Genomic DNA, 13,052 nt, shown 5'->3' with positions numbered 1-13,052 from the left:
GAGCGATGAACGAGGACGCCACACACATTACGATGACAACCCTGCTGCACCCCGGCGGGTGCTGGCCCGATGACGTGATGCTGTGGCACGTGCGGATCCCACTCGCTCCCACTGCATGGAACCGGCTGCAGGCGTGGTTGTCCGCCGATGAACAGCAACAGGCCTTACGCTATCGGCGTGACGAGGATCGGCTGCGCTTTGCCGCGACGCGTGCCGTACTGCGAACGTTGCTTGCCAGGCATATCGGTGGTGTGCCGCTGTCGCTGCGCTTTTCGTCGGGGCTGTTCGGACGGCCGGAACTCGACGGCTACGGCGACACATTGTCGTTTAACGTCACGCATGCAGGCCAGCATGCGTTGATTGCGCTATCGGACAGGCGCTGCGTGGGCGTGGACATCGAGTGCATGAACCGTATGCTCGACTGGCAGGCGTTGCTCGGAACGGTGTGCACCGACGCCGAGCAGCGTGCGCTGCGCGAGGGGGGCCACGTGCGGGGCGCTCAAGGTTTTTTCCGCTGCTGGACGGCCAAGGAAGCCGTGCTCAAGGCGCTGGGCGTCGGTATTGGGTATGGTTTGCAGCAGGTGTCGGTGGATCCGTTTGCCCAGGGCGTGCAGCGCGTGGATGCGCCGGCGAGTGGCGCATGGGGGGATATCGCGGCGCTGCAACTGCACTGGATCAACGATGTTGCCGACTATGCTGGCTGTATCGCGTTCGGGCCGCCCGGCAGCGTCAGCGCACGTCCGCGCCAAGCCCCCACTGCTGGCTGATGCCGCGGATACCCGCCGTCATCGAGCGTCGCGTCGGCGACCTTGCCGTTGAATGCTGCGCATTTGAGGTCGGATGAACCAGCCGTCAGGAGTCGGCAGCGCCGCGCCGGCATGGGAATGGTTGTTGCTTATCCCATTTTCCTACTGCTCGACTTTCCGGAGCTTGTTGCCATGACCCAGCGACGCGTCATCGATGTCTTCCGTTACGATCCCGACCGGGATGAGCGCCCCCGCATGCAACGCTACGAGATCGAGCCGCAGCCCGAAGACCGGATGCTGCTCGACGTGCTGGGACGGCTCAAGGCGCTCGATGAGACGCTCGCCTACCGTCGCTCGTGCCGCGAGGGGATCTGTGGCTCGGATGCGATGAACATCAATGGCGTGAACGGGTTGGCCTGTCTGACGAATATGCAATCGCTACCGGCGCACATCCAGCTCAGGCCATTGCCCGGTCTGCCAGTCGTGCGTGACCTGATCGTGGACATGACCAGCTTTTTCAACCAGTACCACTCGGTCCGGCCCTATCTGGTCAACGATACGCCGCCGCCGGAGCGCGAGCGATTGCAGACACCGCAGGAGCGTGACCAACTCGATGGGTTGTATGAGTGCATCCTTTGTGCGTGCTGCTCGACTGCGTGCCCGTCGTACTGGTGGAATCCGGACAAATTCGTTGGTCCGGCCGGCCTTTTGCAGGCGTACCGGTTCATCGTAGATTCGCGCGACGAAGCCACCGGCGAGCGTCTAGACAATTTGGAGGATCCGTATCGACTGTTTCGCTGCCGGACGATCATGAACTGTGCGGATGTATGCCCAAAGGGTTTGAATCCCGCGGCCACTATAGGGCATATTCGCTCCATGCTGGCGCGCCGTGCGCTTTAGCCGGCCCCGGGGACGGCTCGTCCGTGCGCAATATCACACCCCGCGATGGCGCGCCGCGTTAGAGTATTTTGTCGACTGCGAGCCCATGCCTATGTTATCGCGGTAGCGAACGAATGTCCCCGGTCGAATCTTTACCGGCGCGCGTCGCGCTGTCTCGCAGGCCCGTGACGGCCGCGACGCCGCCGGCCACCTCGAGAGGACGAGTACCATTGCCGTTTGCGCGGATGCGCGCAATCAACGGCAAATGATCAGACGCGAGGCGCGCAAGCGCGCTACGATGCACTTGGACATCGATCAGCCATTCCCCAGGATGGACCCAGATGCGGTCCAGCGAGAGGATCGGCCAGCGTGCCGGAAACGTGCGTGGCGCCGGCGCCCGTCGAAAATGCCCGACCAGCGCGCGCAATGCACGGCCGTGCACAAACCATTCGTTGATGTCGCCCAACAGGATTACCGGCAACTCGCTGCTGTCGAATGCGGCGAGCAGCGTGCGCACCTGTGCGCTGCGCTCGATCGCCGACAGCCCCAGGTGCGTCGCGACTACGCGCAGCACGCCGTCCGCATATTCGATGTCCGCATCGAGCGCGCCGCGCGGTTCGCGTCGCGTAAACGACAAGTCCAGTGTGCGTGCCGCGCGAATCGGTAGCCGCGACAGCACCGCATTGCCGTAGTCTCCACGCTCGGTCTGCAGCGTTGGCCCGGCCACTGCCTCCATGCCGGTGGCATGCCGCAAATCGTCCAGCACGCCGGGCGTGTTGGAGGCGCCGTTCAACGGGACCTCCTGAAGGGCGACGATGTCGGCGTCTAGTTCGGCGATAACGTCAGCGATGCGTTGCGTTGAGCGTTGTCGCCCTCGGCCAACAGCGCCATGGATGTTGTAGGTCGCAATACGCAGTTCTGAGTAGGGCATGGTGGTCAATATTTTTTTAGCAGCTTGTGCAATAGAATCGACAGCGCCACCAGCGCGGTGCCGATGCCGATGAGCAACGCGAGCGAGCCCGCGTCGGGATGCCGGATCGATGCGACCAGTTGGTGTGCGAACGTCACGGTCAGCACCGTGCCCGGGGCCATGCCGAGCAGCGTGCCGAGCAGGAATTCGCGTATCCCGATATGGGACGCACCGGCCACTAGGTTGACGATCGAGAACGGCGCGACCGGCACCAGTCGTAGCACCAGGATGGTCAGCAAACCACGCTTGCCGATGCGCTCGCTCAGGCGATTCGCGCGGGAGCCGGCGAGCCGGCGCACCGCGTCGCGGCCCAGCCCGACGCCGACGTAGTAGGTGGCCGCCGCAGCCAGCATCGTGCCAACTAGCGCGTATGCTGCGCCCGGCCATGTGCCAAAAACCAGTCCAGTGGCGGCAATGATCAGCGTGATGGGCACGGCCGCTAGCGAAGCGACGACGTAGCCAAGCAGCACGATCGCTGGTGTCAGCGGCAATGCGGCCAATCGTTCGCCCCAATGCACGACATGGGCTACGCTCAATGCCTGACCGGCGGGAGTGAAGCGCCACAGCGCGGCTAACGTGGTTAATGCGAGTGCGAAGGCCCCGAGAAGGAGCAGCCGAGTCGCTGGGCGCGCGCCCTGACCATCGTCGAGGAACTGCCGGACCAGCGCGTCCGGTTCTACCGGGACTTCCGGGTCCGCCCACGCGCTAACCGGCACCAACGCTTCGAGTTCGGGCGGGATGGTGGGATCCAGGGGCGTGAGCGTGCGTGCGTCGTGCCGCAACGCGTCGATCGCACCGTTCAAGCGACCATGATGCTGCAGTGCGGCAGCCACCGCTTCAGGCGAGACATCTAGGTGTTCGGCGAGTAGCCGGTCTCGGATTGACGCGATCACTGCACGCACGCGGTCGCTGCCATTGGCGTCCAATACGACGTTACATTCCGTGTCGAGCACCATTGAGCGGTTGTTCAGGTTCGCGCTACCGACGCAAAGCCGCTCGTTGTCACTGATCATCAGCTTGCTGTGTACGTTCAGGCACCCCGTGTGCAGCCCGTCGATGTGGGGGTACCAGAGCCGGTAGTGTCCGTGGCGATCGGCTCGCGTGAGCGCGCGGTGTAGCCGCGCACGCAGCGCGCCCATGGTGGCTTCTTGCAGCCAGCCGCTGTGGTTGCGTGGCACGACCACCGCGACGTCGGGCGCGTGCGGGTCCTCAAGCCGTTGGCTCAGCGCGTCGCGCACGACAGCGGCGGTCAAGTACTGATTCTCGATATAGAGATTGTGCTGCGTAGCCTCAATGATGTCGACGGTGAGCGTACGGATGTGCTGCACGCCAAGCTCGTTGCGGTAAGGCGGCGCGGTCAACGCAATGCCGAGCACGACATCATGCACGTCCACTGGCACGCTTGACGGCCATGGGCCGGTGCCGCTTAGGTTGCGCTCGGCGCGGATCGCCAGCGTCTTGCCGCACGCGCGGCGCCAGCGGCCTCGTGCCAATTGGCCGATCGCACGCGCGGCTTCGCCATCGAAGACCGTGTGGACATCATGGAACGGGTTGTACGGCGAACCGTCGGGGTTGCGGCGCCAAGGATCGTTTGCAGCATGCGCCGGCGTGTCCCAGCGCGCGCGGGTCAAGTCTAGCCCGCCGACGAACGCGAGCCGGTCATCGACGACGACGAACTTTTGGTGATGCGAAGCACCGCGTGGGTGTGTGTTATCCATCCGGAACAGGATCCGTCGATGCGAACGCCAGCCGGTCGGATAGACAGGCATCCATTCTCGTTCGAACGCGTAAATCATGGCGAAATCCCATGCCAACACGTAGATCCGCAGCCGCCGGTTGGCGCTGGCTACGGCTTGCAGGAAAGCGCCAAGCGGCTCGGGGAAGCCGTCCGCCGCGCCCTGCGGTACCAGCTTCATTCGACTGTTGATATCCCAACCGACGATGAAAACAGTATGCTGCGCGCCGCGGATGGCTTCGCGCAACGCCGAAAAATACACGGCGGCGTCGATTAACACGCTGAAGCGATCGGCATGGCACAGCGAGTCGCAGTTGCGGCCGACTTCCAACAGCCCATGGGTTGAGCGAGTGTTCAAGGTTGTTCCTCTAAACGCGGGATATGACGCAGGAGGGCATCCCTATCGAGACGCGCGTAGCAAGCCGCGTGCCGGTGGCGCGTGAGCCATATGTCGGTGGAGCGTGGATGCGCGACAATATGTCGGCAATGCCGGTGATGGCGACGAGGCTTAAACTCGGACGACGCGCCGATCGCCGTGTGGACGTAGCGGCGCAACGGCGTGCTAACTCTGAGCCAGTGGAGCATGACCTTTATTAGTCTGTCCTGAACAATTCGCTTTGCTCTGCGGCGAATTCATGCTGCTGACACCATGTGAGCCTCACGATTGAGCAGAGCAAGCCCGATCAGGGCGCAAAAAAGCCGCAGCTTGCGCAGGATCATGCGCAGGTTGTGGCCGGCGCCGCACAGCACCGCATGAATCGCATCGCCCAGCGTACCCTTGAGCCAATTTTGATCGAGCTTGCCGTCTGACTTCATGTGTCCGATGGCCGGCTCGATTGCACTGCGACGCCGAATCATTGCTCGCAGGCCGCGCGTGATGCCGCGTCGCAAGCCGGGATGATAGAGCTTCACGCCATCGACCGCGACGCCCTTGTAGCCGCGGTCCACGACAGCCATCTGCGGCTGAACGTCGCTTAGGATCGCCGCCTGTTCCAACGCTTCGGCTAGCGTGTGTCCATCGTAGGGATTGCCGGGCATCGAACGAGCTCCGATTACCAGACCCTCCTTGTGCGTCGTCGTGATCGACACCTTCACGCCGAATTCGTACGGCTTGCGTGGTTTGCCTTTCGCCAAGCATTCGACTTCCGGCGCATGCAGCGCATACAACTTGTTTTTGTCCTTGTGCTTTTGCGTGAGAATTCGCTTCGTGCGGCCAATCAGCGCTTCCAACGCCGCGCGACTTTGCTCAGCGACACCGTCCAGCTGCCTCTGGACATCACGCATCACGCGGCCTACCCGAGAACGCAAAGTGCGCAGCGCTTTGTTCATCCGCTTGTACTGCTTCGCATGCGCATAGCGGCCTACCTGGCTTGCCAGACGCGGCGCCTCGCGATTGTAATTTTGCCGCAGCTTCAGCCTGTGCCGGGCGGCCGCTTTGACCAGATGTTCCCGGCAACGCTCGAGCAGACGCGAGTCGGTAGGATGCGCAATCGCCTTTTCCATCACCGTCGTATCGACGATCACCCGCTTCAGGCTCGAAGTCTTGATGACGTTCGCGCGTTTGGCCGCTTCGATCGTCTCGGCCAACAGTTCTTCAACGCCGGCTTCGCCTAGCCGCTTGCGCCAGCGCGTCAGGCTCGACGGATCAATCGGCGGCTTCGTCTGCAAGTACGTCTGGCCGGTGAACACCTGCCAATATGGGTTCTCCAGCCATTGCCAGACCACGTCCTCATCCGACAAGTCGAACGCATGCTGCAAGTACAGCAGCCCCGCGATCAAACGCGGCGACGTTGCCGGCCGGCCGCGCTGCGACACGAAGCTCGCGCTCATCGCCGTGCTCAATCGGTCCCAATCAATCAGATCGGCCAGACGAACCAATGGATGCTTTAAGTTGATCTGCTCGCGCAGCGGCTGGCGGAACAAATCTCCCTCTGGCGCCGGCGTCTTCGGACCCATTCAACCCTCGTCGAAATTTGCAGGAAATTCACGCCAATATGCCTGCCTCTTGCAATTCCCACAATACCTTTTCAGCTTCCCAGCCTTGTTGCATAAGCCTGGACGGATTGTTCAGGTCCGACTTATTAGGCCGGGTGCCGTGGCGTTTGGCACGGCGATGCTCGCAACGGTAATCACTCGCACATGGCTGTACATTGGATTCGCGCTGACCAATCACGCTGCTGTGTGCTTACCCGCGCCATGCGTGCCACACTGGATGACGAGACGATCCGGTTGCCCCGTAACCCGCTGGTCATCGAGCCCTCTCGTCATGGCCCTCGGGCACTACAACGAAAAGCATCCGTATGGCGCATTGAAATATCGCTCGCCACGTGAGTTCCGATGCAGGACCGATTCATCTACTTTAGCGTGAACCGTGTCCGGGAGTACGGGGGAAATCCGATTATGGTTGGATCAGTAAGCGCGGCAATTTTTTGATTGTTTCTCAAAACATCGTATAAAGTTGGTTTTTGGGATAATTATTTTATTGAACTTACTCATGTGCCGTTTTATAAATATGAATAACATAAATATCTTCGTATTTCTCGCTTGCTGCCATATTCTGGTCACCAGCGACATGCTGTTTAAATGCTTTTTTGTTCCGATTTTGTCGGTTTTTAGAAAGGAAAAGTGCTTTGACCGCTCAAAATTACGATATATAGTGGTTTTGCCCATGATAAGCATTCCACGGGAATGGAGCTTTATCCTTGTGCGCGGTGCGGTTTAGCCAAAAAATGGGATGATTCGTCGGCAGTCGTGACTGCCGTTTCATACAGGCGATGTCTGGAGTGAACGTAATGACGAAGTACCCCAATATAGCATCAGCGCAAGTTGTCCTTATGCGGTATGCTCACTTCTCTCCCTATCCTTCTTACCTCGAACCCGCTTTGCAAGAAGTGACGCGGTGGTGTCTTAAGTGCGGGCAATAGCTCGCACGGGTGTAGGTATCATTGAGTTGTCCACGTTTCAGTTGTTAGTCTGCAATGTTGCATCGCTCCATTGGGGGTGGCGTTTTGTCGAGTTCAGTTGATTTCCTAAGCGGGGAAGCGGTTTTGCGGATTCCATACGCATGCCACGCTCAACATCAGCCTGCCTAAGTAGAGCGGTGAGCCACCGTAGCCGGTCAGATATGGGAATTAACAACGCTGTATTACGATAGATCGTTAGGCTTGGTTCCGCATGCACATGAGATGTCAGATTGGCCGACGATTGCGTCCGATCTTTTATTGTGGCACGGTATCTGCTGGCATCTGCAAAGCTACCCTTTGAAAGGCCGCCAATTGGTATAAGCAGAAGCGGGCAAGAGAATTGTTAGGAAATTTGTACTACTAAAAATTGCAAAGTAACAGATGGTTAGCTGACTGATTCGGCTATGTAAGCGGATTGCTTTCCGTCTGATTTGGAGCCCAATTATGTCTATTAGCGTCACGCCGCTTACGTATCCGTTATCCACTGCTCAAACGGAAGTCTGGCTTGCTCAGCAGCACTATCCAGACAGCCGCGCCTATACCATTGGTCAGTACACAGTCATCGAAGGCGCCGTTGACCCAGCCTTGTTTGAAGCAGCGTTGCGGCAGGTGATCAATGAAGTAGATAGCTTGCGTTTGCATTTTGTCCAGACCGATGAAGGAATTCAACAGTATGTGGGCTCACCAGCATGGTCACTATCGCGGGTTGACCTCAGTGCGGAAACGGACTCGCAAGCTGCCGCTCAAGCATGGATGCGGGCTGATTATGAGCGGTCATTGAATATTTTACAAGGGCCGCTGTTCCATTATGCATTGCTGCAAACCGCTTCAGACCAGACGCTGTGGTACCAACGCTATCACGCTATCGTGATGGACGGCATGGGTATGCACCTTATCGCGCAACGCACTGCACATGTGTATAGCGCGATGTGTAAGGGTGACAAGCCTGCTCCTTACCCTTTCAGGTCCGTCTCTCAATTGTTAGAGAAGGATGCCCAATATCGCAATTCGGCACAATGGGCACGCGATGAAACGTATTGGCTCAAGCGTTGCGCTAATTGGCCTGAACCGATGATACACGCAAGCCAGCTTGCGAGCCCTGCTCATCATCAATTACGCCATGTTCCTGATCTTGCCCAGTCCGATAGCCAGAGGATTGATACATTTGAATTTTCTGCAATTGATTTAGTCCAACTCGTTACTGCCGCCATGGCGGCCTATTTGCACCGGCTAACTGGGGCGCAGGACGTGGTACTTGGCGTCCCGGTTGCTGTTTGCTCAAGTATGGATCGATGCGTCCCTGGCAGGGTATCTAACATACTGCCAATACGGCTGACTGTTCGACCAAGCACAACCCTCTCGTCACTAAAAGACCAAGTAGCACAAAAAATCCATCAGGGACTGCGGCACCAACGCTATCCGATTGATGCATTACGCCAAGTATTGAAATTGGCGCCCACTCAGCGATTGTTTGGCTCGCTATTGGACGTTGCGATGGTGGATAACCATCTGTTTTTTGGTGCGTATCCGTCAACAAGCTATCTTTTAGCCACGGACTCTATCGAAAATCTCCTTGTCGTGGCCCATGCTCAGCCCGATAGCCCTATGCTGCGGCTTGCTCTTGATGCGGACCGCGCATTCGACACGGCAAGTGAATTCATCCAATCGCAACATGGTTTTTTAGTGTTCCTAAAAGCGCTTCATGCCGAGCCTACTCAGTCTGTCAGCGACGTCGACTGGCTCAATGCAGCGCAGCAGCAGCGCCTGCTTGTCGAATGGAATACCACTGCGCAACCGGTGCCTGACGGGACGCCGCACGAGCTGTTTGAAAAACAAGTCCAGCGTAACCCCGATGCGACTGCGTTGGTATGCGTAGATCAGACTCTTAGTTATGCGGAGCTGAATGCTCAGGCGAACCGTTTGGCCCACCGGCTGATCCGGTTGGGGGTGGTGGCGGAGACGCCAGTGGCCGTGCTAATGCAACGCTCGCCCGAGCGCGTGGTAACAGCACTAGCCATCCTTAAAGCCGGCGGCGTCTATATGCCGCTGAACGAGCAATGGCCTGATAGCCGGCTGCACACGTTATTGAGTGAAACATGCACGCCCATCGTGCTGACGGATCGCCCATTGCAAGCGCGCTGCGATGCGTTCAGTGCGCATGTCATTGCCGTTGATGCCGATGCGTCACTCGCTCAGGAGCCAAGCGATAACCCTACGGTGGCGTGCTCACCCGAGCAACTGGCGTATTTGATGTACACGTCGGGTTCGACTGGTCAACCCAAAGGGGTGGGCATTGTGCATCGCACGGTGCGCTATATGGCCTTAGACCGGCGCTTGTCCGCCGTGCGCGATCGCGTGCTGCTGCATTCGTCGCACGCCTTTGACGTGTCCACGTATGAGCTGTGGACGCCGCTGCTCTGTGGTGGTCAGGCCGTCATTGTGCCGCCGGGTGAGTTGGACGTGCATGTGCTGCAAGAGACTATCCGAGCGCATCAAGTGAGCGCGCTATGGTTGAGCGCAGGGCTGTTTCAAGTGATGGCCGAAGGTGACTTGAGCTATTTGCGCAGCGTGCGTCAGCTGACGGTGGGCGGCGATATTGTCTCCGCCGCGGCGGCGCAGCGCGTGCTTGAGCACTGTCCAACCCTGCGCTTTATCAACGGATATGGACCGACCGAGACGACCATTGCCACGTGCCATCTGATCGAGGCACCGTATCAAGCGCAAGCGTCGATGCCGATCGGCACGCCGCTGGATAACGCCACGGCCTACGTGTTGGACGCGTGCTTGCGTCCGGCGCCGGTGGGTGTCGTGGGGGAATTGTATATAGCCGGTGAGGGCGTAGCCAGGGGCTACTTCAATCGACCGGGGCTGACCGCCGAGCGCTTCATTGCTCACCCATTCGATGCAAGCGGTGCGCGGCTGTACCGAACGGGCGATCTGGCGTATTGGCGCTCGGATGGCGCGCTGGAGTTTATCGGCCGGGCGGACCAGCAAGTCAAGATTCGAGGCTTTAGGGTTGAGCCGGGCGAGATTGAGGCGGTGCTGCAGCGTCACCCGGGCGTGGCGCAAGCTGCGGTGATCGCTCGAGAGGATCGGGCGGGCGATACGCAGCTGGTGAGTTACATCGTACTCGATGAAGCCCCTGCCGAGCGAGATCTCGCGACGGAGGCAAACCAAGTCGAAGAATGGCAGAAGGTCTACGATACGTATTATCAAGGCGACGCAGACTATTCCTTTGGTGAAAACTTCAATATTTGGAAGAGCAGCTACGATGGCCAGCCGATTCCGTTGTCGGCGATGCAAGCGTGGCGAGCCGATGCGGTTGAGCGTATTCGTGCGCTGCAACCGCGGCGGGTGCTGGAGATTGGCGTAGGCACGGGACTGCTACTCGCACACCTGGCGCCGCATTGTGAAGCGTATTGGGGCACAGATATTTCCGCCCCCGTTATTGAAACGCTTAAAGCCCAAGTGGCGCAGCAGGCTGAATTGACGGCACGCGTTGAGTTGCGCACGCAGCCCGCACATATTACCGATGGTTTGCCGCAAGGCTACTTTGACACCATCGTCATTAATTCTGTCATCCTGCATTTTCCGAATACGGACTATTTAATTGATGTATTACGCCAGGCTATGGCGCTACTTGCGCCGGGAGGCGCGCTTTTCATCGGCGATGTGCTCGATCTGCGATTGTTTGGGTGTTTTGCGAGTGCCGTCCAATTGCATCAGGCGGATCTCACGACGGATGATCATGCCAGTGTGCGCCAACGGATTGAGCAAACGCAATTGGCCAGGAAGGAATTGCGTTTGGCGCCGGCCTTCTTCAGCACGCTGCCCCGCACGATTGACGAGATTGCAGCGATCGATATCCAGCTCAAACAGCGGGATTACCATAATGAATTGAGCCGTTACCGCTACGATGTGGTGCTGCGCAAAGGGCCAGTCAACACGCTATCGCTGGCGCATGCACCGCAGCTGCATTGGGCAGCAGAGTCCACCACGCTTGAGGCGGTGCAGACGCATTTAGCCGCTGAACGTCCCGCCTGCCTGCGTATTGTCGGTGTGCCCAATATGCGCTTGGCGTGCGAATTGGAAGCCATGCAGGCGCTTGATAACGACGATTGTGATCTTAAACAGATCCAGCATCGGCTCAAAACGGGATATACACAAGCCATGGTGCCCAATGTCGAAGATTTCTACGCATTGGGCGAATCGTTGGGTTATTGGGTCGGTGTCACATGGTCGGAACAGGCCGCTCCAGCATGTATCGATATTGTGCTGGTAAAGACAGGCGACATGGCTTGCGCGATTCCTACGGATCTCTACCTGTCGCCTTCCTCTAGTAGCGGACAATCCCCTCATGCTTATGCCAATAACCCGACAAGCTTAGATCAGTTTGCGGATATTCGTCAGTATGTCGCAGCACGACTACCCGAATACATGGTGCCGGCCGCTTTCATGCGCCTGGATGCGTTGCCGCTTACGCCGAACGGCAAGCTTGACCGCCGTGCCTTGCCAGCGCCAAGCAGCGCGCTGTCTGAGCAAAGTTATGAGGCACCGCAAGGGGAATTTGAGACCACGCTCGCGGCAATCTGGCGTGAACTGCTTGGCGTTGAGCGTATTGGCCGTCAAGACAGCTTTTTTGCACTGGGTGGTCATTCGTTGCTTGCGGTACGCATGATTGAACGCTTGCGCCGTGTTGGGTTGACAGTCTCGGTACGCACGTTGTTCGATTCGCCTACCTTGGCTGCCCTGGCTCAATCGCTCAACCCGTACCGTGAAGTGACGGTGCCGCCCAACGTGATTACGCCCGACACTACCGCAATCACGCCGCAGATGTTGCCCCTGATCGATTTGACCCAAGCGGACATTGATCGAATTGTTGAGCAGGTGCCGGGTGGAGTAGCGAACATTCAAGATATTTATGCGCTTTCGCCGCTGCAGGACGGGATTTTATTTCACCACTTGCTGACCACTGACGGCGACCCGTATCTGCGGATGGTTCAAAAATCATTTGATGATCGGCAGGCGCTCGATCACTACCTCGATGCGGTCCGGCAGGTCGTTAATCGTCACGATATTTTGCGCACGGCCTTTGTGTGGGACGGACTGTCTACACCTGCCCAGGTTGTCTGGCGCCATGCTCCGCTATCGACGACTGAGCTTGTTTTAGACCCAGCCCAGGGATCTGCCACCGAGCAATTGACCCATCGCTTCAATCCTCGTCGTCACCGTATCGATTTAACTCAAGCCCCGTTGATGCATTTCGTCATCGCGCGAGATAGCGATGGTTGCTGGCTGCTATTTGAGTTGGTGCACCATCTAATCGATGATCACGCGACACTGGAAGCCATGCATACCGAGGTGCAGGTTTTCCTGGATGGTCGGGGCGATACTTTGCCACCGGCTTCACCCTTCCGTAACTTGGTTGCGCAGGCACGCCTGGGCGTGAGTCAAGAAGCCCATGAACGCTTCTTTACCGACATGCTTGCTGACGTGGATGAGCCGACACTGCCGTTTGGGCTTGCCGATGTGCATCGTGACGGCGCGCAAGTGACCGAAGCGCAGCACGCGTTGTCACAGGCATTGAACGATCAGTTGCGTGCGCAAGCCAGACGTTTGGGTGTGAGCGTGGCCAGCTTATTTCATCTGGCGTGGGCGCAGGTGCTCGCGCGTGCGAGTGGCCAGCAGCGGGTGGTGTTTGGCACAGTATTGTTCGGGCGCGTGCAAGGTGGCAATGGCACGGGCAGCGCGATGGGGCC

6 protein-coding genes (1 of these 6 running past the window's edge) are annotated in these 13,052 nt (G+C 58.7%); 3 read left to right on the top strand and 3 right to left on the bottom strand.

The window, feature by feature from the left end:
* Window positions 1–32 precede the first annotated feature (32 nt).
* Together B0B13_RS04455 and B0B13_RS04450 are read left to right on the top strand one after the other, a co-directional pair.
* Window positions 33–767: a 4'-phosphopantetheinyl transferase family protein gene (locus B0B13_RS04455; protein ID WP_235091565.1), complete on the top strand. Its 735-nt coding sequence runs from the start codon at window positions 33–35 to the stop codon at window positions 765–767.
* A 171-nt stretch (window positions 768–938) separates the two neighbouring features.
* Window positions 939–1,646 carry a succinate dehydrogenase/fumarate reductase iron-sulfur subunit gene (locus tag B0B13_RS04450; protein ID WP_076794476.1) on the top strand — a complete coding sequence of 236 codons (708 nt, stop codon included), beginning with the start codon at window positions 939–941 and terminating at the stop codon, window positions 1,644–1,646.
* Window positions 1,647–1,740: 94 nt separating this feature from the next.
* Here the strand turns inward: B0B13_RS04450 and B0B13_RS04445 are convergent, their stop codons facing one another.
* The 3 genes from B0B13_RS04445 to B0B13_RS04430 form a co-directional block, all read right to left on the bottom strand.
* Window positions 1,741–2,556 (bottom strand): endonuclease/exonuclease/phosphatase family protein, encoded by an 816-nt coding sequence (locus tag B0B13_RS04445; protein WP_237574071.1) that lies wholly within the window; start codon window positions 2,554–2,556, stop codon window positions 1,741–1,743.
* 5 nt (window positions 2,557–2,561) lie between these two features.
* Window positions 2,562–4,688, bottom strand: a complete 2,127-nt coding sequence (locus B0B13_RS04440; RefSeq protein ID WP_076794470.1) for a VTT domain-containing protein — start codon at window positions 4,686–4,688, stop codon at window positions 2,562–2,564.
* 275 nt (window positions 4,689–4,963) lie between these two features.
* Window positions 4,964–6,286, bottom strand: coding sequence for an IS5 family transposase (locus B0B13_RS04430; RefSeq protein WP_076794183.1), 1,323 nt, complete (start codon window positions 6,284–6,286; stop codon window positions 4,964–4,966).
* A gap of 1,451 nt (window positions 6,287–7,737) precedes the next feature.
* Here B0B13_RS04430 and B0B13_RS04405 point away from each other — a divergent pair.
* On the top strand, window positions 7,738–13,052 hold the 5' end (the start) of the coding sequence (locus B0B13_RS04405; protein WP_083703618.1) for a non-ribosomal peptide synthetase. Its footprint extends 24,661 nt past the window's final position; only the first 5,315 of its 29,976 coding nucleotides appear in the window; its start codon is at window positions 7,738–7,740; its stop codon lies beyond the right edge, outside the window.

The organism is Burkholderia sp. b14 (genome assembly GCF_900156195.1).
Classification (GTDB): domain Bacteria; phylum Pseudomonadota; class Gammaproteobacteria; order Burkholderiales; family Burkholderiaceae; genus Mycetohabitans.
The sequence above is the reverse complement of the archived record's forward strand: the minus strand, read 5'-3'. Positions and strand labels throughout refer to the sequence as shown.

What these genes read in the sequence shown, in the direction of transcription:
- B0B13_RS04430 (WP_076794183.1), bottom strand. Translation starts at nt 6,286, where the DNA reads ATGGGTCCGAAGACGCCGGCGCCAGAGGGAGATTTGTTCCGCCAGCCG.
- B0B13_RS04445 (WP_237574071.1), bottom strand. Translation starts at nt 2,556, where the DNA reads ATGCCCTACTCAGAACTGCGTATTGCGACCTACAACATCCATGGCGCT.
- B0B13_RS04450 (WP_076794476.1), top strand. Translation starts at nt 939, where the DNA reads ATGACCCAGCGACGCGTCATCGATGTCTTCCGTTACGATCCCGACCGG.
- B0B13_RS04455 (WP_235091565.1), top strand. Translation starts at nt 33, where the DNA reads ATGACAACCCTGCTGCACCCCGGCGGGTGCTGGCCCGATGACGTGATG.